Annotated in this window: 24 protein-coding genes and 1 pseudogene; 8 read left to right on the top strand and 17 right to left on the bottom strand. The window is 43.0% G+C overall.

Translation table 11 applies throughout. The features are described 5' to 3' along the window. The first annotated feature begins 309 nt into the window (after positions 1-309). The 3 genes from A6755_RS04485 to bioA are packed head-to-tail and all read left to right on the top strand — an operon-like array spanning position 310 to position 2,959. Positions 310-894, top strand: coding sequence for a biotin transporter BioY (locus A6755_RS04485; RefSeq protein WP_034310656.1), 585 nt, complete (start codon positions 310-312; stop codon positions 892-894). Further along, positions 873-1,580, top strand: a complete 708-nt coding sequence (bioD, locus tag A6755_RS04480; RefSeq protein ID WP_063589880.1) for a dethiobiotin synthase — start codon at positions 873-875, stop codon at positions 1,578-1,580. Before A6755_RS04485 ends, bioD begins: the two co-directional genes overlap by 22 nt. Then, positions 1,577-2,959 (top strand): adenosylmethionine--8-amino-7-oxononanoate transaminase, encoded by a 1,383-nt coding sequence (gene bioA, locus A6755_RS04475; RefSeq protein ID WP_063589879.1) that lies wholly within the window; start codon positions 1,577-1,579, stop codon positions 2,957-2,959. The genes bioD and bioA overlap by 4 nt, the downstream gene beginning before the upstream one ends. A 71-nt stretch (positions 2,960-3,030) precedes the next feature. Here the strand turns inward: bioA and A6755_RS04470 are convergent, their stop codons facing one another. The 3 genes from A6755_RS04470 to A6755_RS04460 form a co-directional block, all read right to left on the bottom strand. Next, positions 3,031-3,315: a hypothetical protein gene (locus tag A6755_RS04470; protein WP_063589878.1), complete on the bottom strand. Its 285-nt coding sequence runs from the start codon at positions 3,313-3,315 to the stop codon at positions 3,031-3,033. Positions 3,316-3,424: 109 nt separating this feature from the next. Further along, on the bottom strand, positions 3,425-3,934 hold the full coding sequence (locus A6755_RS04465) for a MepB family protein (RefSeq protein WP_063589877.1): 510 nt from the start codon (positions 3,932-3,934) through the stop codon (positions 3,425-3,427). 182 nt (positions 3,935-4,116) lie between these two features. After that, the gene (locus A6755_RS04460; RefSeq protein WP_063589876.1) at positions 4,117-5,607 is read right to left on the bottom strand and encodes a peptide MFS transporter; all 1,491 of its coding nucleotides are present in this window, start codon (positions 5,605-5,607) and stop codon (positions 4,117-4,119) included. Between the two features lie 338 nt (positions 5,608-5,945). Between A6755_RS04460 and A6755_RS04455 the strand changes: the two genes are divergently transcribed. Further along, positions 5,946-6,170, top strand: coding sequence for a hypothetical protein (locus tag A6755_RS04455; RefSeq protein ID WP_063589875.1), 225 nt, complete (start codon positions 5,946-5,948; stop codon positions 6,168-6,170). Positions 6,171-6,471: 301 nt separating this feature from the next. Here A6755_RS04455 and rsiV read toward each other — a convergent pair whose 3' ends face one another. Together rsiV and sigV are read right to left on the bottom strand one after the other, a co-directional pair. After that, complete coding sequence (rsiV, locus tag A6755_RS04450) at positions 6,472-7,341, bottom strand: anti-sigma-V factor RsiV (RefSeq protein ID WP_063589874.1); 870 nt, start codon at positions 7,339-7,341, stop codon at positions 6,472-6,474. Beyond that, positions 7,326-7,841: an RNA polymerase sigma factor SigV gene (gene sigV / locus A6755_RS04445; RefSeq protein ID WP_034310632.1), complete on the bottom strand. Its 516-nt coding sequence runs from the start codon at positions 7,839-7,841 to the stop codon at positions 7,326-7,328. The genes rsiV and sigV overlap by 16 nt, the downstream gene beginning before the upstream one ends. A 185-nt stretch (positions 7,842-8,026) precedes the next feature. On the opposite strand from sigV, the gene A6755_RS04440 reads away from it, so the two are divergent. Next, entirely contained in the window at positions 8,027-9,433 is a 1,407-nt protein-coding gene (locus A6755_RS04440) for a polysaccharide deacetylase family protein (RefSeq protein ID WP_034310629.1), read from the top strand. A gap of 101 nt (positions 9,434-9,534) precedes the next feature. On the opposite strand, the gene A6755_RS04435 is transcribed toward A6755_RS04440, so the two are convergent. Next, entirely contained in the window at positions 9,535-10,251 is a 717-nt protein-coding gene (locus tag A6755_RS04435; protein WP_063589873.1) for a YebC/PmpR family DNA-binding transcriptional regulator, read from the bottom strand. A gap of 260 nt (positions 10,252-10,511) precedes the next feature. Here A6755_RS04435 and A6755_RS04430 point away from each other — a divergent pair, with 260 nt between their 5' ends. Continuing rightward, entirely contained in the window at positions 10,512-11,237 is a 726-nt protein-coding gene (locus A6755_RS04430) for a DUF4261 domain-containing protein (RefSeq protein ID WP_063589872.1), read from the top strand. A 708-nt stretch (positions 11,238-11,945) separates the two neighbouring features. Here A6755_RS04430 and eutC read toward each other — a convergent pair. The 6 genes and pseudogenes from eutC to A6755_RS04400 all read right to left on the bottom strand — a co-directional run. Further along, a pseudogene (gene eutC, locus A6755_RS04425) lies at positions 11,946-12,680 on the bottom strand (ethanolamine ammonia-lyase subunit EutC); the annotation flags it as partial. A 23-nt stretch (positions 12,681-12,703) separates the two neighbouring features. Then, entirely contained in the window at positions 12,704-14,068 is a 1,365-nt protein-coding gene (locus A6755_RS04420) for an ethanolamine ammonia-lyase subunit EutB (protein WP_063589871.1), read from the bottom strand. An 18-nt stretch (positions 14,069-14,086) separates the two neighbouring features. After that, positions 14,087-15,493, bottom strand: a complete 1,407-nt coding sequence (locus A6755_RS04415) for an ethanolamine ammonia-lyase reactivating factor EutA (protein ID WP_063589870.1) — start codon at positions 15,491-15,493, stop codon at positions 14,087-14,089. 18 nt (positions 15,494-15,511) lie between these two features. Beyond that, a complete protein-coding gene (gene eutH / locus A6755_RS04410; protein ID WP_034310619.1) occupies positions 15,512-16,783 on the bottom strand; it encodes an ethanolamine utilization protein EutH in 1,272 nt (423 codons plus the stop codon). Between the two features lie 144 nt (positions 16,784-16,927). Next, positions 16,928-17,512 (bottom strand): ANTAR domain-containing response regulator, encoded by a 585-nt coding sequence (locus A6755_RS04405; protein WP_034311724.1) that lies wholly within the window; start codon positions 17,510-17,512, stop codon positions 16,928-16,930. A gap of 9 nt (positions 17,513-17,521) precedes the next feature. Further along, on the bottom strand, positions 17,522-18,895 hold the full coding sequence (locus A6755_RS04400) for a sensor histidine kinase (protein WP_063589869.1): 1,374 nt from the start codon (positions 18,893-18,895) through the stop codon (positions 17,522-17,524). A gap of 273 nt (positions 18,896-19,168) precedes the next feature. On the opposite strand from A6755_RS04400, the gene A6755_RS04395 reads away from it, so the two are divergent. After that, entirely contained in the window at positions 19,169-19,288 is a 120-nt protein-coding gene (locus A6755_RS04395; RefSeq protein WP_034310614.1) for a DUF4023 domain-containing protein, read from the top strand. Between the two features lie 49 nt (positions 19,289-19,337). On the opposite strand, the gene A6755_RS04390 is transcribed toward A6755_RS04395, so the two are convergent. The 4 genes from A6755_RS04390 to brnQ form a co-directional block, all read right to left on the bottom strand. Continuing rightward, positions 19,338-20,030 (bottom strand): hypothetical protein, encoded by a 693-nt coding sequence (locus A6755_RS04390; RefSeq protein WP_063592426.1) that lies wholly within the window; start codon positions 20,028-20,030, stop codon positions 19,338-19,340. A gap of 154 nt (positions 20,031-20,184) precedes the next feature. After that, positions 20,185-22,101, bottom strand: a complete 1,917-nt coding sequence (locus tag A6755_RS04385; protein ID WP_063589868.1) for a vWA domain-containing protein — start codon at positions 22,099-22,101, stop codon at positions 20,185-20,187. A 15-nt stretch (positions 22,102-22,116) separates the two neighbouring features. Continuing rightward, on the bottom strand, positions 22,117-22,983 hold the full coding sequence (locus A6755_RS04380) for an ATP-binding protein (RefSeq protein ID WP_084737409.1): 867 nt from the start codon (positions 22,981-22,983) through the stop codon (positions 22,117-22,119). An 819-nt stretch (positions 22,984-23,802) separates the two neighbouring features. Next, complete coding sequence (gene brnQ / locus A6755_RS04375; protein WP_063589866.1) at positions 23,803-25,134, bottom strand: branched-chain amino acid transport system II carrier protein; 1,332 nt, start codon at positions 25,132-25,134, stop codon at positions 23,803-23,805. 363 nt (positions 25,135-25,497) lie between these two features. Here brnQ and A6755_RS04370 point away from each other — a divergent pair, with 363 nt between their 5' ends. After that, a complete protein-coding gene (locus tag A6755_RS04370; protein ID WP_063589864.1) occupies positions 25,498-26,064 on the top strand; it encodes a sugar O-acetyltransferase in 567 nt (188 codons plus the stop codon). A gap of 36 nt (positions 26,065-26,100) precedes the next feature. On the opposite strand, the gene A6755_RS04365 is transcribed toward A6755_RS04370, so the two are convergent. Next, a partial coding sequence (locus tag A6755_RS04365) for an SDR family oxidoreductase (protein WP_084738162.1) occupies positions 26,101-26,629 on the bottom strand: 529 nt, incomplete at its 5' end.

Genomic DNA, 26,629 nt, shown 5'->3' with positions numbered 1-26,629 from the left:
CCCTCCAACCAACCGGTTGCATGTGCACAATCAGCCTCAATGGGCAATTAACATTTAGCAATATCAATGGAGCGATAATATTTGTTAACCTAAAATACAACAAGTTAACATATCGTTAGAATAATAACATACATACAAAATATTATTCAATGGCCTTTTTTCAATATTTTCCTAGTTGTCCTTTAAATCCTAAGAAAACTGGCACTTTATATGTTAACCAAACAACAAATTAGTTGACATATAAAATGGAAATCAGGCAAACTAATAGTGGGCATTCTGCCAGCACTTTCAAAAAAGGGGGGTAAAAACTTGAAAGCAAGGACGATTTCTTATGTGGCCCTTTTTACCGCGTTAACTGCCATTGGCGCCTTTATTAAGATACCTATCCCTTACATACCATTCACGCTGCAAATTCTGGCAGTCTATTTGGCAGGCGCATTGTTGGGGCCCCGGCTTGGAATGCTCAGTCAGTTATGCTACGTCTTGATCGGACTTATCGGGGTGCCCGTGTTTGCTGAAGGCGGGGGATTCGGCTATATATTCAAACCCACTTTTGGCTATTTGCTCGGATATATACTGGGAGCCTATGTAAATGGATGGCTGATCAACCGGTTTTCCCTCTCCACGATTCGTTCCATATTCTTTGCTAATGCCGCCACTTTACTGACCGTTTACCTTTTCGGCTGCATCTGGCTGTATGGTGCGATGAAGTGGATTGTGGAAACGCCGCTTTCCATCAGCCAAACGATTCTATACGGCTTCTTGTTACCTGTACCCGGTGATTTAATGCTATGCATTCTATGTGCTGTCATCATTCAGCAAGTACGTCCGCGCATTGCAAGATATATAAACGTAAAGGAGCTGAATCACCCATGGGCCAAGCCTACTTTATAACCGGAACTGGCACGGATATTGGAAAGACCATCGTCACGAGTGCACTCTATCTGTCTCTTCAAACATTGGGAAAAAGCGTCACGATATTCAAACCATTTCAAACTGGTATCAATGAGGAAAATCATACATACCCGGATATATCTTGGTTTGAGCAGGAACTCGGTGTAAAGGAAGCGGGGTTTTACACACTGGAACCCGAAACCTCCCCACATTTGGCGATTAAATTGACCGGCAGTCTCATCGATGAGAAGAAAGTCGTGGAAAGGGTTCATGAACTTGAGGAAATGTATGACATCGTATTAGTCGAGGGCGCTGGAGGATTGGCTGTGCCGCTTATTGAACGAACGGAAGGTTTCTATATGACGGCAGATTTCATAAGGGATTGCGGGATGCCTGTCCTCTTCGTATCCACAAGCGGTTTAGGGGCGATTCATGATGTCGTGACGACCCATTCTTATGCCCAAGTCCATGATATAAACGTGAAAACCATTTTGTATAATCATTACCGGGCAAAAGATCGGATTCACCAAGACAATATCGAAACCATTGAAAAGCTGACTGGGCTGAATGGCCTCGCCTGCATCCCGACACTGGCCGATGTTAGAAAAGACTTGAGGATCTGCATCCTTGATTTGCTTGGTGATCAAGTATATACCCAACAACTGAAAGAGGTGTTCGAAGCATGAACAGTCAGGATTTAGAACAATGGGATAAGGAATATGTATGGCATCCGTTCACACAAATGAAAACGTACCGGGAAAGTAAACCGCTTATCATCGAACGCGGCGAAGGCAGCTACCTGATTGATGTGGATGGCAAACGCTACCTCGATGGCTATGCTTCATTATGGGTGAATGTTCACGGGCATAACGAGCCGGAATTAAACGGCGCCCTAATTGAGCAAGTGAATAAAGTCGCGCACTCGACGCTGCTCGGATCTGCGAATGTACCATCGATCTTACTTGCGAAAAAACTGGCAGAGATCACTCCTGGTTCTTTATCGAAAGTCTTTTACTCCGACACGGGATCAGCCGCTGTGGAAATCGCCCTTAAAGTCGCTTATCAATATTGGCAGAATATCGATCCCGTCAAGCATCGGAATAAAAACAAATTCGTCTCCCTTGACGAAGCATACCACGGCGATACTGTCGGTGCCGTGAGTGTGGGCGGAATGGATCTATTCCATAGAATCTTTAAGCCCCTCTTATTTCAACGGATTTCAGCCCCTTCACCATATGCCTATCACATGACTGAATATGGAGATCCAGAAGCCGTGAAAAACCATTGCTTGAAGGAACTGGAGAAGTTAATGCAGAAACAATCCGAGGAAATTGCAGGATTGATCATCGAGCCGCTCGTGCAGGGAGCAGCAGGCATCATTACCCATCCCCATGGCTTTTTGAAAGAGGTCGGGCAATTATGCAAAAAGTACAATATACTCTTAATTTGTGACGAGGTGGCTGTAGGCTTTGGTCGAACCGGTACGATGTTTGCCTGCGAACAGGAAGATGTCGTTCCCGATATCATGTGTATGGGTAAAGGGATCACTGGGGGATATATGCCACTCGCCGCCACCATCATGAACGAGCAGATCTTTCAATCCTTCCTGGGGGAACGGGAAGAACATAAAACCTTCTATCATGGTCACACCTATACAGGAAATCAGCTTGCCTGTGCCCTGGCCCTGAAGAATATCGAGCTAATGGAAAGCCGAAATCTCATTAAAGACATCCAGAAAAAATCAAAATACCTATCACAAAGACTGCAAGCGCTATACGAACTTCCGATAGTCGGCGATATCCGCCAGCGCGGCTTCATGATTGGAGTGGAAATCGTTAAAGACCGCCAAACAAAAGAAACGTTCACCCTCCAAGAGAATGTCGTTTCCGAAATCATCCATACAGCACGGGAAAATGGCCTGATCATCCGGGAACTCGGTCCAGTCATCACGATGATGCCGATCCTTTCCATGTCAGAAAAGGAACTCGATTTCATGGTCGAAACCGTCTACCGCGCCATTCAGGAAGTCTCCATTCATAAAGGATTGATTCCAGCAGCAAACTGATTCAAAAAGATGTGGAATTAAAAAGGGCACCTCAATGAGATGCCCTTTTTTCGCTTGAATTTTGGATGAACTCACCTTTCAAACAAAGGGATTTCCGGCGGCATCCCGGCTTCAGGCAAGAAATAAATGAAAATGGTGAAACAAATGATAAGCAAGGAAAAGATGAATGCAATAAACGAAATGCCCAAGAGAAATTTCTTACCTGCTAAATATAAGCTGATCACCAGACTTGCAAACCCAATGATCAAATAAATGGTGGCCCCAACATAGGAATTTAACTTTAGAGTAATCCCGGTGATGAAAAGCAGCACGAAAGTCATTTGCATGGATATGCATATTCCAAGTAAACGTTTCATTTTTACCTCCTGTCTATTTGAAAAGTTGAGTTAGATATTTAAATATAAAAATCACCCTATCAGCCTCTTCATGAACCATAGATAGCTAAGTGGTTCCTACTTGGAAGATTCACATAGAATATAGTTCTAAAATTTTTTGTATCGGTAACTTATTCGCATGACTCAGATCAACAAAAAAAGGTAGTTGCCACTTTTGAGTCGTTATTGCCTGTTTACTAGCTGGATTATCCCAAATAGGATAAATCCTTATTGCCATTTTCCCTTTTACATTTTGCGTTTTAAGGATATTTTGTTTTGCGAGAATTTCTTTCGGGAAAATAAATTGCCCAAAATGGTCATTACTCATTGAGGTATTGATGACCAATAAATCAGGAGAATTTTCATATGCAAAGGGTTGATTTTTATCATTTTCGTCCTTTTCCCAAAACACAACAAACTGTCCCACTTTATTGGGTGTTATTTTTGCGACTCTAAATCGAACCGATTTTGCATTTAAGTGAAATGTTCCAGCTCCGTATTCTGAATTTTGATATTCTTCTTGGATTGATTTTACAGACAGATTATTAGGTTCATAAACAATTTTGTTTACAAGAGTTAAAGCTCTATAAAATTTATTCATTTCGCTACTCCTATTTACTTTGGAATGAAGCTTCATTGGTTTTTTAAGCATGAACTATGAGGCTGCTAAAACATCATATCAATTTTTTGGTAAAAGTGGTATGTAATCAATCTGGCACGGTCACAAAATCATTGTAATAAAAAAGATGACCCCGTTAATTCGGAGTCATCTTTTTTAATGCGTTAGCGAATGCCTTTCATGTAACCTTGAATCTTTGGTGATAAGGCCATCAGGGCCAGTCCAAGGACGATTGAAGCAACACCGATCACTCCAAAATAAGCCATTTCGGTTTGAGGTGTGTAGAATCTAACGATTTGTGCGTTCAGTGCTTGTGCTGCTGCACTTGCCAGGAACCACAGGCTCATTGTTTGTGCCGAGAATGCAGCTGGAGCCAATTTAGTAGTGGCAGAAAGTCCAACTGGCGATAAGCAAAGCTCTCCAAGTACTACAAGGAAATAGCTTAGTACAAGCCATAGTGGATTGACTAATGCGTCTGATCCACCGAAATAAACAGGAAGCAGGATAACCAGGAATGATAAACCGGCGAACAATAAACCTATTGAGAATTTTTGAGGAATGGTCGGCTGACGCTTTCCTAGTTTAATCCATAACCATGCGAATACTGGTGCAAGGGTAATGATGAACAAAGGGTTCAAAGATTGGAACCATGCCGGGTTTATTTCCAATCCTGCAAAGTTCAACTGTGTCCTTTTGTCTGCATAGTTTGCCAATATTGTTGCACCTTGCTCTTGAATCGCCCAGAACATGACGGCTGCTATAAACAAAGGAATATAGGCAATCAAGCGTGAACGTTCAACAGAAGTCGTTTTCGGGCTGCGATACATGAAAATGAAATAAAGGGTCGGAATAACGATTCCTAGGATACCTACAAGATTAATGAAGGTTTCAATCGTTAAGATGCCTGCAGAAGCAGTGATGCCAATGATGGCAGCAATGATAAGTGCAGCTATCCCCAATTTAGTGAATACTTTTTTCTTTTCATTCTGTGATAATGGGTTAGCAGGAAGAGTTCCAGCAAGGCCCAGGTTCTTTTTCTTTGTTGCAACAAAGACGATGAGTCCAATTAACATACCAATTGCGGCTATACCAAACCCAAGGTGGAAGCTGTAGTTCATGACTGAACCAACAATGAGTGGTGAAAGGAATGCACCCATGTTGATACCCATATAAAATATACTGAAACCGGAATCCCGGCGTTCGTCGTTTTCCGCGTAAATTTCACCGACAATGCTGGAAACATTCGGTTTTAATAAACCAGTACCTAGAACAATGAGTACCATGGAAACAAAAAACATGGAGAGATTGCCTGGTACAGCAAGGACAATATGCCCGAGCATGATCAAGATACCACCGTATAATACGGCTTTTGAGGTCCCGAAAATCCTATCGGCAAGCCATCCACCAATTATACCGGACATATAAACTAAAGATCCGTAAATGGATACAAGGGAAAGGGCTGTGGTTTCATCAAGTCCTAATCCCCCTTTAGAAACTTCATAATACATATAGTAAACAAGAATGGCTCTCATGCCATAATAGGAGAAACGCTCCCAGAACTCAGTAAAGAAAAGGGTGAATAATCCTTTAGGGTTTCCAAAAAAACCTTTTTGAGGTACACTATCCACAATTTTCTGTTTATTTATCGTTGCCATACCTAGCCCTCCTTTTATTATTGTATAATAACTTTAAATTTCACTATTGTAAACAAATATTTAGTATATTTAAATAATTAATTTCAAAATAAATAGGAGTGGCTATCCACCATGCAAGCAAAAGTCCCGATTTCGCACTAAAAAACAGTCCATATAATCTAATAGAAAGCGGCCATCAATGATATATTACCCTAACTTTCCCCATGGTATTACGTTTAATATCACTTTGGTTGCCATGCACTTATTAATGAGTATAGTAAATGGAAAATTTTGAAATATCCCCACCACAACCGTTATATTCACCGTATAATAGATATTAAAAAAGAGGAGGCACCATAATGTTCGGAATCATAACCGTGGTAATGATTTTTTCCATCCCCATACTCGGAATACTGACAAGCCATTTCGAAAAACAGTCAAAAACCAAACATAAGATGCTGCAAGTTGAACTGGAGCTTGAAAAACTTAAACATGAAAACTTCCTTATGGAGACGGAAAAAATGAGGCTGGAACTGGACCAGATGAAATTCGAACAAAAAAGAGACGAACCAAGGTTACTGTAAGTAAGTAACGTTGTTCGTCTTTTTTGTGCCGTTTTAAAAACCTTCCGCCCGTCATAAGAATTGGCTCTTTTCGTAAAAATTGTTGTTTTAAACGAAACTATTTAATGTTGATTGGAGCGGAAGTGCGAGACTCCTGCGGGTGCAGCGGGACAGGTGAGACCCCACAGTCGTTTACGCCGAGGAGGCTCGCCGCCCGCCCCGCGGAAAGCGAGCATCTGGAGGGGAAATCAACCACACCTCACTACTTGGTAAATAGCAACAAAGTATGTGAAAACAGCCTAAGAATTACAATAGGACCGTTTTAATGGATATATTGATCGCCAACAAGAAGGTCTGACAGCACCTTTGTCGGAATGATGAACTCGACGGCCCCCATGTACCCCGGCGCAGCTTCATAGCTGTTAAAGGCGATGACTAGCTTGCCATCTTCATTTATATAAAAGTTTTGGTTTTCATCGATGCCTTTAAAAGCAGTAAAATCATCATCTTCCACCCAATATATCTTTTCCGGATCTTCAGCCATCTGCCGCTTCATCTGTTCCTTGATGTTCTCGCTGATCACCTGAAGATAGCGATCATCTTTAAATAAGCTATTTAGCGTTAACAGCACTTCGTTTTTCTTGTCGACTGTATCGAATTGACTTTCTGTAGAACTGGAAGCAGAAATCGTATCCGTATAACGCTGTACGGATAAGATCGTTTCATTATCCGTCAATATCACATATCCGCTTTCCACCGAGATATTGCCCTTTTCCCCTTCCTTCAGTTTTGACATGGAATCCGTGAATTCCTGATAAAGCTGCTTGCTTTCCGATAAGTATTTATCATTCAAGCTATCTTCGAGCTGTTTATTCTCGAGACCGGATATTGCAGGCGTTTTGATTACTGCCGAAGAATTATTCGCTTCTTCTTTCCATTCGACGAAGGTAATCACTTTGATGACCTTCTCGACTATCGGTATATCACTCATGGCTTTCGCCGCTGCCGGACTGATGTTTACGGAAGCTGTCACGATCAGGAGAGCCGCTGCCGCTGACACGAGGATATTCCTGCCAATCCTCGGTTTTTTCCTTGGCTTTTCATTCAAGGCTGCTTGAACGACATCATTCAATTCCTTTGGTATCGGTATTTTAAGATATTCTTCCCGCAGATCTTTTAATTTTTTTTCCATCTTTTCGTTTCCTCCCTTTCAGTCATGTTGATCCGCAATAGTTGCAGCGCTTTATATAATCTCGTTTTAATCGTGCTTACGTTTTCTTCCAGCACTTCCGCTATCTCGTCCAGCTTCAGGTCCTCAAAGAAACGGAGGACGACTACCGTTTTGTACTTGACTGAAAGTCCTTCCAGGGCCTTTTGCAAATCCAGGTCAGGATAGTGATCCTCCTCACCGCGGCGCAAGTATTCTATTGTTTCATCATCGGCGACGGTCAGTTTCTTCTTCTTCCGCAAAACATCCAGTGCCGTTCGGACGATGATCTTATATAACCAACTATCTATAGAAGCGGCGTCTTTTATTTTGCTACTGGAGGCTAGCGCTTTCCTGATTGATTCCTGCACGATATCCAGGGCATCCTCTTGGTTTTTGACATAGTAAAAAGCAAGTCTGTACAAATTCTCTTGCCTTTCGGTTATCCGGGCCGCGATTAATTGATTCATTTCTGGGTTTTTCATTACATGTTAGAGCTCCTTACATTTAAATTACGTATCCTGGGTACAAAGAATAGACGTTGGTGCAGCCATAAAAGTTTGAAAATGAGCAAGAAAAAGTATAAATATAAAAAAATGAAATTTTTTACAAACTTTTAAGGCTTTTGGCGCGTCTATATAGTAGAATGATTATCGAGGTGGAGTGCATCATGAGGAAATTAAATTATAAAAAAGTCTTTATTTTTCTATTTTGTCTAACAGCTGCTGTAGGAACGATGGGGTTAGCCATTAAAAGCCTTGCTTTTGATAAGAAGAGAACCGTTTCGGCCTATACAACTGATAAAAATTACCCAGAAGCCGATATTCAAACGTATGTGAAAGATAATACGAAAGGCGGGTATTCAGCCAGCAGGCCCGTTCTGCATTTAGAAAATATCGACAAGCAGCTAGAAGCCTACATAAAGAAAGAAATTAAGGATTATGAAAAGAAATGGAAAGCATCCGACGGAAAAGCTTCCGAGCTTAACCTCACCTATACGATCCTCCATTTCAGCAAACAGACCATTACGATTTCCTTCGATAAATATGAGCAAGTGGAAGGAAAGAAGCAGTCTGGAACCCAGATCTTCACTTATGATATTCCATCTCAGCAAAAGCTCTCCATAGAAGACATCTTTGCCACGGATACTGATTATTTATCCGTTTTATCCGATATTGTTTTTGAAGAGTTAACGCAGAAGGAAGAAGAAGGCATTTCAAACAGTCTCATTAAAAAGGAAAACAAACTGAAGGCAGCCAACTTCAATTCTTTTTCAGTCTTGAAAAATACACTCGTTTTCTACGTTAAGACTGATGATTCAACTAAGACCCATACAATAGCCATCAATAAGGATCTTTTTAAAGATAGTTTGCTAGATTCATATCAAAGTCAAGATTTGAATGAGGATCGTGTAAAGGAATGGCAGCCAAAACATATCGTCGCCAAACTGCCCGTGCAAAATGAATGGATCGACCCTTCAAAAAAGGTCATTGCCTTGACGTTCGATGACGGGCCGCATCCAAGTCATACACTGTCCATCCTGGAAGACCTGAAAAAATATGATGGTCACGCGACGTTTTTCGTACTTGGAAGCCGCGTACAGCACTATCCGGAAGTTCTGCAAAAAATGCTGCAGGAAGGAAATGAGATCGGCAACCATTCATGGGATCATCCGCAGCTGACGCGCTTAAGCAAGAACAAAATCGAAGATCAAATCGAAAAGACCCAAGACGCTGTAAAAAAAGCTACAGGTACTGAGCCAAATCTCGTCCGTCCCCCATATGGGGCGATTAACCATAATGTGCGGGAATACATGGAGGATATGAAAGTCTCACTTTGGGATGTCGATCCAGAGGATTGGAAAGAACGCAATGAAAAGAAAATCGTAAACAAAGTGATGAGCAAAGCCAAAGATGGCAGAGTCATATTAATGCATGATATCTATCAAACTAGCGCCCAGGCTGCAGGAAAAATCATTAAACAACTGCATGACCAAGATTATCAACTTGTCACTATTTCAGAATTGGAAAAGGTAAAGAAAGACCGTGAACTTTCCGGAATCACCATAAGTGAATAATAAAAGGAAAGAACCTGTTTCGTGTTTCGGAACAGGTTCTTTCCTTTCAAATGAAATAAGCAGACCCTTGATCATATAGCAAAGGCCTGCTCATTTTATCATTAACCAAGTTCTACATTATGATAAACTTGTTGAACATCTTCCAGATCTTCCAATGCATCAATCATTTTTTCAAATTGTGCTTGTGCATCTTCCGGAAGGGTTAGATCATTTTGTGCAAGCATCGTCAGCTCCGCCACTGTAAAATCGCTGATTCCTGCATCCTTGAATGCTTGTTGTACAGCATGGAATTGTTCAGGCTCGGCATAAACGATGACACTTTCTTCTTCTTCAATGATGTCTCGTACATCAACATCCGCTTCCATTAACAGTTCAAGAACTTCATCAGCCGTTTTACCTTCAATCCCGATGACAGCCGTTGCATCGAACATATAGGCAACAGATCCGCTGACACCCATATTCCCGCCATTTTTCCCAAATGCGGCACGTACATCGGATGCCGTCCGGTTCACGTTGTTTGTCAATGCATCCACGATGACCATTGAACCATTTGGACCGAATCCTTCATAACGAAGTTCGTCATAGTTTTCTTCCGAACCGCCTTTGGCTTTTTCAATCGCACGGTCAATGATCGCTCTTGGAACATTGTACGTTTTCGCACGCTCAAGTACGACCCTTAATGCCTGATTGGATTCTGGATCTGGTTCGCCTTGTTTTGCCACTACATATATTTCCCGTCCGAACTTAGCATAAATCCGACTAGTATTAGCATCTTTTGACGCTTTTTTTTCTTTAATGTTATTCCACTTACGACCCATTATATTCCACTCTCTTTCATCATTGATATATACGAATAGATAATTAAGATACGGCCCTATGAGAAAACCCACAAGGGGAATTCCTTTGAAGATAGGCTATACGTTTACTAGATTATATTATACATCAATTGTATAATTTTGAAAAAGTCCTGCACATCCCTCACTGGCATTTATCGGTACTTTGCGCCATTTTTCATGAAATGCTATGGAAAACATCAGTAGTGGTATAGTATGAAGTGATTGGAAAGGAGAGATGATCCATGAAGGACAACCAAATCATCATCGGGATACCCGGTAAATGGAAGGACCGGACAGAATTGATTCAAACGGTTGCTTCCCAAAGCGAAGGGTATCTATTAGCCGGGAATGTTTTTCATAACAGTGATAAGAACATTACGTTTCAGGCGGAGATCCATGATTATGAACCCACTTTGAAAGAGAGCTTTTCTTACGCCAGTAAAGACGCCTTTTCAGAGAATGCATTAGAGGAAATCAATGACCATACCTTTACCGTTTATATAATAGCCGATGTATCCGATACCGGAACCGTTATCGATTTGATCGATGCCGGGGCGGCGATCCTCAAGGCAGGCGGAATGGCAGTGAAAATAGAAACGGCGGGAATTGCCCATTCAAAGGAAGATTGGCAGCATCTTCATCATAGCCCGGATATTCTCTCGGTATATGCCCATTTTGTCACGATCATCGGAGAGGAAGACTATTATTGTTCTTTCGGAATGAAGGCCTTTGGTCTTCCGGATGCCGTGACACTTAACACAATGAGTCCGAAAGAGGCGGCTGCCCTGCTTAACACATTTAATTATTACCATGTAGGTGAACGGCCTCTCTTTAAGAATGGCGAAACCTTTAGCATTCAGCAAGATGCACCCGACTTTATATTGACGGGCCTTCAAGACTTTAGATATGAAGAAGAACATCCCTTCTACAACCCGTTTGGTTTATGGAATTTAGGGACAAGTAAATAGGGGAGTGATCCGCTCCCCCAGACTGCAGGCAAATAAAGCGAGTGCCTGCAGTTTTTTTTATTTTAAAAGTATTTCCAGTCGATTTCAGAAATCGCTCCCTTTCCGCCGACTGTCTGCCAAGCCTCCTCGGCTCAAGTGCCTGTGGGGTCTTGGCTAGCCAGCTTTTCGGCAGGAGTGTCGCAATTTTCTTCCATCCAATAACGGATTCATAAAACAATAAAAAAACATATAAAGCGAGTGCCTGCAGTTTTTTTATTTCAAAAGTATCCAGTCGATTTCAGAAATCCGCTCGCTTTCCGCCGACTGTCTGCCAAGCCTCCTCGGCTCAAGTGCCTGTGGGGTCTTGGCTAGCCAGCTTTTCGGCAGGAGTGTCGCAATTTTCTTCCATCCAATAACGGATTCATAAAACAATAAAAAAACATATAAAGCGAGTGCCTGCAGTTTTTTTATTTCAAAAGTATCCAGTCGATTTCAGAAATCCGCTCGCTTTCCGCCGACTGTCTGCCAAGCCTCCTCGGCTCAAGTGCCTGTGGGGTCTTGGCTAGCCAGCTTTTCGGCAGGAGTGTCGCAATTTTCTTCCATCCAATAACGGATTCATAAAACAATAAAAAAACATATAAAGCGAGTGCCTGGAGAGGAAATCAACGACCTAGTCTTAATGATCGTCAAATGAGACCATCCGAACTTCCTTTTTTAGACACTAGGGGCTCAACCGAGTTTTTCACGCTTTTCTTCTTCATGTTCCTTCTTCACGAGGGACATGCCGCTCGCTTGGTATTTGAGGATCTTTTGAATGACCGTGCCAAGATGCGCTCCAGCTTCAACAGGGGGGATCCCTCCTTTATGGATGTTGGAAATGACCATCCTCTCCGCTTCAATGGTGCCCAAACGTGGTTTATAGCAAATGTAAGCGCTCAATGATTCAGCACTGACAAGACCGGGCCGTTCACCGATCAACAGGACAATGACCTCAGGTCCAAGGATTTCACCGATATCATCCATCACGGCAACCCGGCCCTTTTCAATATAAAATGGTGTACCCGTATCCAGACCTGCCACTGCCAAAGATTGTTTGAAAGATAAATAGACGTCCTCGACATTTTCTTCGATTGCCTTGGCACTTAAGCCATCGGAAATGATGATTTGAACCGTTGGAGCCTTTATGCATTTGGCATCTATCACCCTTTTTGCTTCATCCGAAAGCTTCCTGCCATAATCCGGACGCCGTAAATAGACTTCCTTATCATCGGCCTTCGTTTTCACCTTGAATAAATCCAAGCGCTTCAAAAGAATATCACTGACTTCACCATATACAGCATCGACGGCCGCTGCATGGTCAAAACGGAATTTCAGCCACGAATCCGTTTTCGGCCGGGTCCCTGACCTGCCTACCCCTATCCGCGCAGGGGTTTTCGCTATCATGGCATCCAAATCTTCCTTATTATTCATTCCCATATCATCCACTCCTAATGGTTAAATATAGTTGGATCACCGGCAAGCTTCGTTAATTTTCCGTTATCCATAATCCCCATCTTCTCCAGCCAAGCTTCATATAATGGGGCAGGCCGCTTATCCATCGTTTGCCTCAAAGTCGCTATATCGTGATAACTCAAAGACTGATAGTTTAACATGCAGTCATCACCCATCGGAGTAGCGATGATGAAATTCACACCAGCCGCCGTTAAAAGTACACCCAAGTCCTCGATATCATTTTGATCCGCCTTCATATGATTCGTATAGCAAATATCCACCCCCATCGGCAGTCCATGCATTTTCCCCATAAAATGATCTTCTAACCCTGCCCGGATGACCTGCTTGCTGTTATATAGATATTCAGGTCCGATGAATCCGACGACCGTATTGACAATGTATGGGTCAAAATAACGGGCAAATCCATAGTTCCTGGCTTCAAGCGTCACCTGATCGATACCGAAATGCGCCTCGGCCGATAACTCGGAGCCTTGCCCCGTTTCAAAATAAAGATGCTGCGGGCCTGTGCCGGTGCCATAGGCCTTCGCTATCTCATTAGCTTCTTCGAGCAATTGTACGTTAATTCCAAAAGAGCGATTGGCCGTTTCCGTTCCGGCTATGCTTTGAAAGATCATATCAGCAGGCGCCCCCTGCTGAACGGCCTTCATTTGCGTGGTCACATGCGCAAGCACACAGTTTTGGGTCGGGATGTTCCATTTCTGGATGACATCCTGTGTCGCATGAAGCAGCCGCTTTACGCTTTCGACCGAATCATCGACAGGGTTGATTCCAATGAGTGCATCCCCGATTCCATAGGAGAGGCCTTCTTTTAAAGAAGCCAGCATGCCATCCACATTGTCTGTCGGGTGGTTAGGCTGAAGGCGCGAAGCTAGCGTTCCTTTGTATCCGATCGTGCCATTATTCTTGGTGAGCACTTCGATTTTATTGGCTGCATGGATAAGGTCGAGGTTCGACATCAACTTGGCTGCCGCTGCAATCATTTCACTATTCAATCCCCTGCTTAATCGCTTTAAGTCCTCGCCTGTCGTTTCGTCACTCAAAATATATTCACGCAGTTCGGCAACGCTCCAATTCTTCACAGATTGATAGATGGTTCCATTGATGAGACCATCTATGATCCGCGACACCTCATCCTCTTCCGGGGAAAGCAGGGGATAGTTCCTGATGTCCGCCAAAGTCAATTCGCTAAGCACCGCTTTTGCCGCAATCCGTTCTTGAACGGAATCTGCTGCAATTCCCGCAAGCCTATCTCCTGATTTCTCTTCATTCGCTTTGGCCAGGACTTCTTTCAACGATTTGAATTGATGGATTTCCCCAAAGTATTGAGTGGATAATTTCATCGTATGATCCTCCTTTTCCTAACTGTGGAAGGTTAGCGTTTTTACTACAACCGGAACGACCCCTGTCCGCAGCAGCCTTCCTATATCTAAATAGTCACCATGTTCCACTTCTGTCTGATCAATGCAGATGACCGGCAGATCCGGTTGGTTCGCTAGAATGGTCTGACCAAGTGCCTTTCCATAATCACTATCCATGACAATGATCAGAGGCTGCTGCCGATTCGGTTTTTTCTTCAGTGCCTCGGTAAAAGCGACTGCAAGCCGGTGAATGTCCCGAAATGATTGGTAAGGTAAATTCGTTAAATAAAAGGCAAAATTCAGCCCCTCCTGCAAAGCATCGTATATTGTGATCGCTTCCTGAACAGCTTGTGTCATTTTCGCGGTTACATCATCAAGCCCGCCATGAAAATCGACCCGATAGACTGGAATATTACGAACTGGCAGATGAGAATCATTCACTTCGATGGTTGCTCCGCTGATTTCAGTTGTATGTGCGCCTGCTCCAAGTACAGTCGCACGAACCGTTTCAACAGGCTGTTCCCACTCCCATGCGGCCAATTCTTCACTTTCCTTGATGGAGGCTGCAAGCATCATGCCGATATCCCGGAAGCTTTCGTCCTCCCGTTCTTCATGATAGATGCAATCACTGACACCGCCCGAGAACATCAACACGTCTATTCGTTCTGTCCAGGATGGCTCCTTCCCAACTAATAGAAGTTCATCTTCTTTTGTGAAGGAGCCAGCCAAAAACCTCGAAAGCACCTTCGCCATTTCATTTGCGATGATTGCCCCTTCACCATTCAAAGGAGAGCGCCCTATTGATTTCAGCCATTTTCCTATTGAAGGAGCAACCTTCGCCTTCGCTCCTTCCCACTCCACCAAACGGCCTCCTATATGCAGTGTGCAGGTTCCGCAAAGCATGCCTGAATGGTATACGGCAATATTCGCTGTCCCCCCGCCAATGTCTATGTTTGCTACAGTCTTTCTTGTCTTGATGGAATGTTGATAGGCGCCGGATCCCTTGGCGGCAATGATTCCCTCCAAATCCGGACCGGCTGCCGCTACAAGGAATTCCCCCGCCGCTTTAGATAACCGGTACACCATTTCTTCTGCATTTTGTTTGGTTGCCGTTTCCCCAGTGATGATGACAGCCCCTGTTTGTATGTTTTCGATCGTGATTCCTGCTTTTTGGTATTCACTTTCCACCATTCTTTGAACAGCAGGTATGTCAATTACCGTCTCTGATACAAGCGGTGTCCTGAAAATGGGACTTCGATACAGAATTTCCTTATCGGTAATTTCAATTTTTGGCACCTGTCCGCCACCCGCCACATTCCTAAGCGAAAGCTCGCTGATAACAAGTTTCGTCGTACTGGTGCCAATATCAATTCCTGCACTGATGATTCGTTCCACCTGTTCATTCATTAAAACCACACCCCAGTTTTACACCACTTGGATTTCATTGCTGTTTTCTTCCTCGTTTTTCGTTTTATATTCATTTATGCCGATAACTCCTGCTGCTCGATCCTTTTCTTCTAATTCCAAAGCTTTCGGAACGGACAGCCAGTAAGCAAGACCGATTCCAATCGCTCCGGCAGATAGCTTCCCGACAATGATCGGTAATATTAAGGAAGGCTGAAAGTTGGCTGTGAATGATAAATGATCACCCAATAGGAAGGCCGCACACACAGCGAAGGAAATGTTAATGACCTTATCCTTCGGCGGCATTTCTTTAACAAGCTTGAACATTGCCAATATATTGGCTACCGTGGCTAATATCCCTGCACTCCCGGCTTTGCTCAACCCGATTTTCCCGCCCATCGCTTCCAATGGCTTGCCTGCATATTTTTGAATCAGGTAAATCATTGGAAATGCACCTGCCAGCATGATCCCGATATACCCCGCCGTTTCCAGGGCACGGAACTGGTCTGCCTTATCGGCCATGATCGGATGGAAGCCCCAAGCACCAAATACTTTGGAAAACAATCCGGTGAAAATTTCCACGATCGAAAACACCAGCACTAGTTTAATCGCGGCGTCCAATATTTTTCCAAACCACATGAAACCTTTGATCATCAAATCCGGCAGGAAATAAAGGCCTAACGCAAGCAAGACCACAAAAATAAGAAGCGGGGAAAGGTTCAGGGCAATTTTCAAATAGCTCAACGCGAATTCGTATGTAGAATCCGCATTCGTGGAAATCACCTCGCGGATTTTCGAATTCGTCGCCACCACCAGCACGCTTGAGATAAAAGCGCCAATAGGAATCGTCAGGATTCCTGACATGACACCAAGTGCCATGTATTTATGATCACGCTTTTCCAGCATTGCAAGCCCCATTGGGATCGAGAATACAATCGTTGCCCCGGACATAAAGCCGACAATCATCGCCATGATCCAGCCTTCATATGATTCCTTCAGCTCGGCCGCTAATTGGTAACCCCCCATATCAGTCGCCAAAATCGTTGTTGCGGCGAGGGCTGGATCTGCACCGATCGCAGCGAAAACCGGGCCGCATACTGTATTGATGAACCAAGATAAATAAGGGATCGAGGCCATGATTCCAGCTGCCGGGATAAATATATGGCCAACGGTATGCAAACCTTCCATGAACTGTTTCCCCAAGCCCTGCTCACTGTCTTTAATCGATGCAATGGCACCGACAACGGCACACACCATAATGATATAAATAACGAATTTACCTACCATTTCCATACATATTCCCCCTGAATTCCGATTTGATTTGGCCTATCGACTTAAAAAAAGGGTATAAAAAAGACGCCTCTTATAGCCCAAACTTAGGTTTTTCGGCAGAAATCCCTGCCTACAACCAATTTGGTCCATCAAAGCGCCATTGCTTCATCTATTTACTTGTTTTTGATCATTTGCAATGATTCGACGTGCCACCGTCTCCATGGAAAGCTGCTTATCCATACTAAGCCTTCTCAGCTTATTGTAAGCGATTTCTTCGCTGACATTCTTCCTTTTCATGATGATTCCTTTTGCCTTTTCAATGACTTTTCGATTTGTGAGCGTTTCATCCAATTGAGCATTTCGTTCCTGATACTTCTTTGTATTGGCTGCTTGCAGCAAAGCTATCTCCACTGCCGGAATCAGATTCGCCTCCGTAATTGGCTTTACAAGATATCCGACGATGTTCGCTCGCTTCGCCTCGTCGATATATTCACGCTGGCTGAATGCAGTTAAAAGCAGGACCGGAATCTGAAAGGTATTGGATATCACATCGCTAGCCTTAAGCCCATTCATTTTCGGCATTTTGATATCCATCAAAACGAGATCCGGCTGCAGTGCATGTGCCAATTCAATCGCCTTCTCGCCATTACGGGCATGTCCAACCACATCGAAGCCTGCATCCTTGAGCATGATCGTTATATCAAGCAGAACAATCGATTCATCCTCCACGACCAAAATCCTCTTGTCCACTTCTCCCACCTACCTCTTGTATGGAAATCTTACAGAAGCCAGGGTACCTTCTTTAATCCGCTGAATCGAAAACTCCCCATCCAAATCATTTTCCACCGTCATGCGGATGATATCCAGCCCCAAAGAAGGTTTCACTGCAGGTGAATATCCGATGCCATCATCTCTTACTTGAAGTTCCAATTCAGGACCGTCCTTTTGCAAGGATACGGTTATATTCCCTTCCGTCCCTTCCTTGAAAGCATGTTTCAAACAATTATGAATGAGCTCATTCACCACCAGCGCGACCGAAATGCCAATGTCGGAATCAATCGAATGAAGCTCACCCCTATATTCAATGCTTACGCATTGGCGAGCTTGCCCCTCCGTATGAACGATCATATCGCCTATTTTTCTAATAAGCTCCAGCAGATCCACATGATCGACCTGACTGCTTGCCAAAATGATTTCATAAACCGACGATATGCTTAACACCCGGTTCAAACTGACCAATAAATGGGGCTTGCTTTCTTCAGGGGCTCCTAACCTCATTTGCAGCCGAAGTAAACTGGCCACTGTCTGCAAATTATTCTTCACCCTATGATGAATTTCACGAATCGCTACTGACTTGCTGATCAGCTCCCTTTCTTTATCCCGCAGTTCAGTCAGGTCCCGGATGATGATGAACGTTTCATTGGAATTCTTGTTGCCCAAATGGAATTTCTTTAGTTGGATAATCTTTTTACCAATGTTCATTTCCTTCATCAAAATGTCCTCTTTTGAAGCAAGAACATCGGCAAAGCCAGGAAAATAATCGAAAATCGATTCACCTAAAACACAGTCCGTCAAACATATTTCCGATACTAAATTAATGGCAGCAGGATTCGTATAAACAAGTCGGTTTTGGTAATTAATCAGGAAAATGGACTCCTCGATAAATTCAGGAACTAAGGAATTTTGTTGATCTTGCCTATCAAACTGATTGAAAGACTCAGGTTCTTCATGAATCACCTTTTCCATGATCAAAACGGCGATGACACGATTGCATTCCCCCTTGATTGGAACGACACTTTGCTGGACCATCGCTCCCTCTTGAGTCAATGCCCGATTCACGAACATGTCCTTTCCGGTACGCAATACATAAAATACGGCCGGTTCGAATGCCTCATAAGCAAATTTACCGACAACCGGATGATCGTAAACCGATTTAACGGAGTGTCCGCATGCCTCTGCAACGACAATGGCATGCTTCCCTTCACGCACCGGACAATCAATAAACACATTCGCTTTATTCAAATCGGCTATCAACGGTAAATTCGTTGATAGGTTTTCAAGAATTTGAATATCACTGTCCAATAAATGAGTATGCAACGCACATAAATCCCGGACGGTCATTGTCCGTTCCATAGGCAAAACCCCAATAAACGTTTATTCATGGATATTATTATTGATTATTATAGATACCGGCTTTATTTTTGTCAATATTCAAAATATTCTAATGTAATGTATTCTAACATTAGATAGCGATATTTAAAACGATTGACCCATATTCTTTTCAACTCACTTGTGGAACAAAATCACCACTTTTCGTCCATATGACCACCGTTCCTTTTTGCATACTCATGAATTCCACCTCTTCTGGTTATAGTAAAAAAGAAAATAACGGAGGAGGTACATTCCATGAAAAGTTCAAAGGAGTTTGTTGAAAGCATACAAGAGCAGCAAAAAAAGCAAGAAGGCAATATGCGCCGTCAAGGTAATGGGAATCCCGCTCAGAAATTACCGAATAAAAAACACTAATGAAGACAATCTTCAAAAGATCCCAGCTTTAATATAGGCTGGGATCTTTTCAGTCTGATGCACTTTTCTTCTTCATCTCTTCGATTTCTTTTGAGAATGTTTCTTCTATCTCTTTTTTATTTCCATATAAAAAGAGATTATCCCCTAATTTGATTTTATACTCATATAGCTCTTTTCTGATTTTCACTTCTCCGCTTTCAATAAATAAAATATTGATATCGGCTCCATGTGAAATGACATCAAAGGCTTTGACATCGATGAACTCCGAGCCCTCATAAATATCGATTTCCATGACCACGTCTTCATCTTCTAAAAATAAGACCTCTTCTATCGGGTGTTCCCATAATTCATAATGATTGTACATTTCACTTTTCATCTTATTCGATAATCTATTATTCAAAAATGGAACCTTCACTAAAATGGTTAAAACCAGCAGGATTCCAATAATGATGCTTAACTCCATCAAACGCAGATCATCTGTAAGCAATGTACTGATCGATGAAATGATGACAGCAAGCGAGAATGCACCAAATAAAATTAAGAACATGCTTATTTTCCTTCGAACGGGATGATCGATGATGGATTTTGACTCGTCAGTTGTAAAACCAGTGCCCGTCAGCATGGAAATAACCTGAAATCTTGCCACTGTGCCTTTTAATCCAGTCAATTTCAACAAGGTGACCGATATTTCAATTACAAGAACAATGATTATAAAATAAAGCAGCATAAAAAGTACATTCATCAAAATGATCACTTCCTCATCTATGGTTTACCCCAATCACGACAAAAGAAATCTCATTCGACGTTCATTTTAAGTTTCCACCAATAGCTGACAAAGCCAAAAAAAAACAGTAAGATCCAAATTTGAATCCTACTGCGTGTTTATTTACTATTTCTTAAATGGTCTTCAGCAGCAATTTTTTTAACAGCGGTGTAAATTGCTCTGGCAATTCAGCTACACTCGGAATCATCAGGCGTTCTTTGCCATAGATGTTTTTCATCGTCATCTCTTCACTCTCATCGATGCCTCCATCCGCTAAAAACAGGCCGATGACTTCGATGCCCTTTTTCCTGGCTTCCGAAACAGCAAGGTGTGTATCGACAATTCCATTTTGATCATAATCGCTTGCCGCCGGCTCACCATCGGAAAATACGAGCAAGAAACGGTTTTTTTCGCGCCTTTTTTCCAATTCCATTGAGGCAACCCTGATACTGTATCCGTCGCGGTTGTCTTCCTCTGGCTCAAGCTGCATAATTTTAGCTCCTGAGTTTAGATAAAGAGAATCGGAATGGGACTGGATCACATGGAAGTAGTTTGGCTGATATCCTTCCCTCACTTCATTGGCATCTTCCCAGAAACCCACGATCGAGTGGGGGATCCTTAATTTCTTCAGCACTTCATGAAACAGGACGACCCCTCGTTTCGTTTCATCCATTTTGTTGTGCATGGAAGCCGAGCAATCGATAAGCAATGTGAATACCGCATCCATTTCATTAGAATCCTGGTTCTTTTTATAAAAGACCCTTGGATTTTCTTCAAATACAAGCGGCAGTAATTTCTTTGATAAACGGCCAAAAACCAAATCTTTTCTTGGTGCGTTCTTTTTATTTTCCAGCGTCTTTTCAATGGTACTGGAGAGTTTCCTCTTGAACGGTTCGATATCCGCAACAAACTCTTGGTAGCGTTTCTCTTCCATAAGTGTTGGTACTTTGGCTTCTTTGATTACCTGAACGACGTCTTTATTTTCTTCACCAAATGGATGTTCACCGCTTTTGCCCATATTGGTTTGTTTCTTCTCCAGCGTTTCTTGCTGATTGTATTCCTTTTGTTGACTTTCCCCTGATGAACCCTGGATTGAAGCCAGTGCTTGGTCGGCATCTTCCGCTTCCCGGGCACCTCCGCCCATCAGGCTTGTTTTCGTTCCCTGCTCCAATTCAAATTGGAGAAACGTCGAATTACTTTCGCCGTTCTTGTTCTCCCGATGCCAAGTCGAGAATTTTTCATCAATGAACTCACTTTTTTCTTCGTCTGCATCATCTGTATCATCGTTCAACAGTTCATCATTTCTAGTCAGTTCATCAAATAGGGTATTTGCTTTATACTTTTCCACACTTGCAATGGGGAAAATGAAATATTCATTCATCGTATCTTCGTACCCATCGTTCACACGGAAAACGATTTGCTCGCAAATCCTCGTGATATCACTGGTTTTAGTGGCATCAAAGACCGCATGGATGAACGGTTTGAGTTTCTCCAGTTCTTCCAGCTGCCTTTCGTTGGCCCTAGGAAAAATCGGATCCGGCCTGTCGGATTGAAGCAGTAAATATATGAGGCAATATAATTCATCCAGTGCAAAACTTCTTGTGACATTCGTCGCCAATTGGCTTTCGAAATATTGTTTAAGGTAAGCCCCCCTTACCGAAAACCATTTTTTCGTGCCTGGTCTTTCTTTCTTCACCAATTCTTCCAATCGCAAATCTTCCAGCAAAGCGAATAATTGGGCTGCAAACTTCGGGAGTGAACTTTCCCCGATGCTGTCCTGATACTCCTTCATGCTCCGGATTGTTGTATGATGCAGCGTGCCTATCGTTCTAAGAAGCACGTCCGTTTTCAGCCCCGCTTCCTTTACTTCCTTATTGCCATTTTCCCAAAAGTGGCTGGCAGTGACCTTATTCTCGATCAGATCAATGAAGGAGCCATAATTGTATTCGAATTCCAGCTCAGGAATGCCGGATAAAACAGTCGAGAGATCCTGAAGCTGTAAAAAAAGTGCCGTATCTATTATTGAATCATTGAACCGGATATACTTCATGAGGCATTCTCCTAGTTAGAATAATGTGTCAGCCAAGTTCTTCACGAACTCACGCTCCCGTTCCTCGTCCAACTTATCCACAATGGAACGAAGAATCGCCCGTTTCGGCGGGATCAACACACTCAGATCGCAAGCATCAAGCAAAGCCCTGATCGACGCCGCATCTTCAGCCACCTTCCCTTGATTCACGGCATTTATCAAATCACTCGACAGTTTAACGAACAAGTCAATACTTCTTGGGTCCTTCAGCATTGTATTGGTTTCTATCAATTGCTTTAACTGCTCCCCTTCGATATAAGGAACTTCAATGATGACAAACCTATTTTTTAGCGCTTCGTTCAGCGGCACTGTCCCGACATACCCTTCGTTGATTGCAGCAATCACATTAAAGCCTTCTTTTGCCGTTATGACTTCATTCGTGAACGGATTCGTTATCGTCCTTCTGTAATCAAGCACACCATTGATAAGCGGCAGAGTCTCCGGTTTTGCCATGTTGATTTCATCTATATATAAGAAGTGACCGTGATTCATCGAATTGGTCACTGGTCCAGGTACGAATTCTATCACTTGTTTTTCCTCTTTGTAAGCCAGCGTCTTGAAGCCCAATAAGCTTTCTGCATCCAAGTCGACTGAGCAGTTGACGCTGAACATCGGCTGATTGAATAAGTTCGATAAAGTCTCGGCAAACTTTGTCTTTCCAGCCCCTGTCGGACCCTTCAAAAGGATATTCTTCCCCATGCTCAAGGCCGTGATGGCATCCACCATCAACTCCATCTCGGGAGGCAGATATCCGCCGCTCCTGATCAATTCCTCAAATTGAGCAGGATTCTTTTTGCTTGCTTGTAATATATTTGCTATTTCTGTTGGTAATCGATTGATCATTATGTTCCTACACCCCTTTCTGAACATTTTAAGGCTCTTTCCCATTAAAAACAAACACTAAGAAAAGGAGCTGTCATCAAGACAGCTCCCCGACTGTAGATAAACCCGGAGTAAAGTGAGTTTTTCATTTCAGAAATCCGTTCCTTACTCTAACCAAGGCTCATCAAAACTAACTGAGTGTCGCAGCTTTCTTCCATACAATAAGAGTTCATAAAACAATAAAAAACCATATGAAACTAGTTCGCTGCAGCTTTTTATGAAAAAGACGTTCCAGCTTGATTTCTGAAATCCGCTCCCTTTCCGCCGACTGTCTGCCAAGCCTCCGCACCGCACGCGGCTGTGGGGTCTGGGCTCGCCAGATATTCGGCAGGGGTATCGCAAATTTCTTCAATCCACTAAGGGTTCATAGAACAATAAAAAACCATATGGAACTAGTTCGCTGCAGCTTTTTAGGAAAAAGACGTTCCAGCTTGATTTCTGAAATCCGCTCCCTTTCCGCCGACTGTCTGCCAAGCCTCCTCACCGCAAGCGGCTGTGGGGTCTTGGCTAGCCAGATATTCGGCAGGGGTGTCGCAAATTTCTTCAATCCAATAAGGGTTCATAAAACAATAAAAAACCATATAGAACTAGTCCGCTGCAGCTTTTTATGAAAAAGACGTTCCAGCTTGATTTAAAGAAATCCGCTCCATTTCCGCCGATGCCAAGCCTCATTAAAACAGGGGACGGGTGAGAGCATTCCGAACTCACTTTTGTAGACAAACTAAGGAGCTGTCATCAAGACAGCTCCTTTCAAGATTCGATGTTAGAGAATGGTATCCCTTAATAGGCTTCCTTAGGGTCACCTTTCAATAGGTATACCATATAGCCCAATACACCGCCGATGATGGCAGGAATCACCCAGCCCACCCCTACACTATATAGTGGAAGGTATTGAGTGAAAAGGTCCGAAACGGCATCCAGTTTAATGCCTGATGCCACTATTCCATCCATTATGCTGATGATGGCCGTTAATAACAAGCTTCCTAAATATACCTCTGATTTCCCTTTGAATAAGGAATGGAAGAACGTAAGAACAATCAAAACGATTGCCACGGGATAAAGCGCCGTTAACACAGGCACTGTAATGGAAATCAGCTTGGTCAAACCTACATTGGCAACGGCCGCACTGAAAACGGAGAAGATGACGACATAAGATTTATACGATACGGCAGGCAGTATTTTATTGAAATACGTAGCACAAGCCGTTATTAAACCGATGCTTGTAGTCAGGCAAGCAGCGATTACAATCAACCCTAACAACACGGCACCAGCCGGTCCGAAAAAATGGTTCGAGGCTTGGGCCAAAACGTCTCCGCCATTACCCAGTTGACCGAGTTTTTCCACACTTGTTGCACCTACATAAGTTATAGACGCATAAACGATCACCAACAAGGTGGCAGCGATTAAGCCGGCTTTCATACAGAAGTTCAACACTTCTTTTCTTGATGTTATCCCTCTATCTTTGATCGCGTTGATGACGATGATCCCAAATGCAAATCCGGCCAGCGTATCCATGGTCAAATATCCTTCTTTAAACCCCTTAAAGAAAGAATTATCTGAATAATCAGCCGCTGGTGCCTGGATTTCACCCATTGGGTTAATAATTGCGACCACAATGAGAATCCCGATGAAAATTAATAATAAAGGTGTTAATATTTTTCCGACGATATCGAGCATTTTTGATGGATTGATGGATAATAAACAGGCAATCCCAAAGTATATGATCGTGAATATCAGCAATGGTAAAAATCCGACATCATTAGATAGGAAAGGTTTAATCCCTATTTCGTAGGATACACTCCCCGTTCTGGGAAGTGCGAAAAGCGGTCCCAAAGATAAATAAAGAACGACGGTGAAAATGATGCCGAATAAGGGGTGTGCCCTGCTTGCAAGCGATTGAACATCATTTTTCCCTGAAAAACCAAAGGCCAATATTGTAATGAATGGCAGTCCAACACCAGTAATGATGAACCCTAAACTGGCCGACCATAAATTGGTCCCCGCGGATTGACCGAGCATGGCAGGGAAAATTAAGTTTCCTGCACCAAAAAATAAAGCAAAAAGCATTAATCCTGTTACAATGACGAAAGACAGCGGTGCTTTCTGTGACATATAGAGCCCTCCATTGTTTTGTGATTATCTTCACCAAGAAAAGAGTTGTCCACAATTTCCGAAAAAAAATGACATGAACTTCGAACCATTCTACTGATCTGTTAAAATGGACCTTCATGAAACTATGAATCATCCATAACTCTTCTTACTATAAAATCCGGCGGAACGTTTGTCAAAGCTATTTCATTCATTATTCGGAAAAATCTTTCTTTTCTAACTTCTTTTTTAAAAAACGAGAGAAGCATTTAGATACAACAGAAAAGTTGAGTAAAAAGTACTGCAATTTATTTTGCAGGAAAAATGTTTTAATATTCAGATATTATTTCAAACTATATAAAAAAAAAAAAAACAGGAGGCGCATACATGAATACTGAAAAAGAAAAGATGGTGAGCGGGAAACCTTACATCGCCGCTGATCCGGAATTAATCAGAGATAGTGAAAATGCCAGAAGGTTGACCCGGTTATACAATCAGACAACGGAAAGCGAAGGGGATGAACGGACCGCACTGCTGAAACGGCTTTTAGGTTCCACTGGGCTAAATGTATATATTGAACCCACTTTCCGTTGTGACTATGGATACAATATTTCTGTCGGGGAAAATTTTTATGCTAATTTTGATTGTGTCATTTTGGATGTTTGCGAAGTGAAAATTGGCAGGGACTGCATGTTGGCTCCCGGAGTGCATATCTATACAGCTACACATCCGCTGGATCCCTTTGAACGCAGTTCTGGAGTGGAATACGGAAAACCGGTTACGATAGGGGATCATGTATGGATTGGAGGAAGGGCCATCATCAATCCTGGCGTTACAATAGGGAGTCATTCCGTCGTCGCCTCAGGGGCCGTCGTAACAAAGGATGTTCCTGAAGGCGTTGTTGTCGCTGGAAACCCAGCGAAGGTCATCAAGCATATCGAAGGAATTAAATAAGCAGAGACCACTGAGTGGCCCTGCCCCTGTTTTACGTTAAATTTTCCTCAAGGCTTCCGCGATTGCAGTATCGCCAGAGATTAAATCAAATGAACGCTTATAGGTATTTTCATCGGTCAATGAAGCAAGGATCGTTCGAGCCACATCTTCACGGGCAATCGAGCCTCTTTCCAATTCCTCGGCGGCGGTCACTTTGCCCGTTCCCGGTTCATTAACCAGACCGCCAGGCCGAATGATCGTATAATTTAAATCGCTTTGTAACAATGCCCTATCCGCATAGTGCTTGGCCACATAATAGGGTTTGATGGCTTCATTCCAGTTTTCGCGATTATTGGCCTGAAAAGCACTCACCATGATGAATCGGTCGATTCCCAAGATTTCTGCCGCTTCAATCGTTTTAACTGCACCATCCAGATCAATCAACAGCGTTTGATCAGCACCGGTGCTACCCCCGGACCCTGCTGTGAACACGATGGCATTGCAGCCTTTTGCCGCATTGGCAATCTCATCCACTGATCCAGTTAAACTGACGACTGCAGATTCAATTCCATTTTTCTTAAAATGC

Source organism: Peribacillus frigoritolerans (genome assembly GCF_001636405.1).
Taxonomy (GTDB): domain Bacteria; phylum Bacillota; class Bacilli; order Bacillales; family DSM-1321; genus Peribacillus; species Peribacillus frigoritolerans.
Note: the sequence above shows the minus strand (reverse complement) of the source record. Positions and strands in the feature narration are given on the sequence as shown.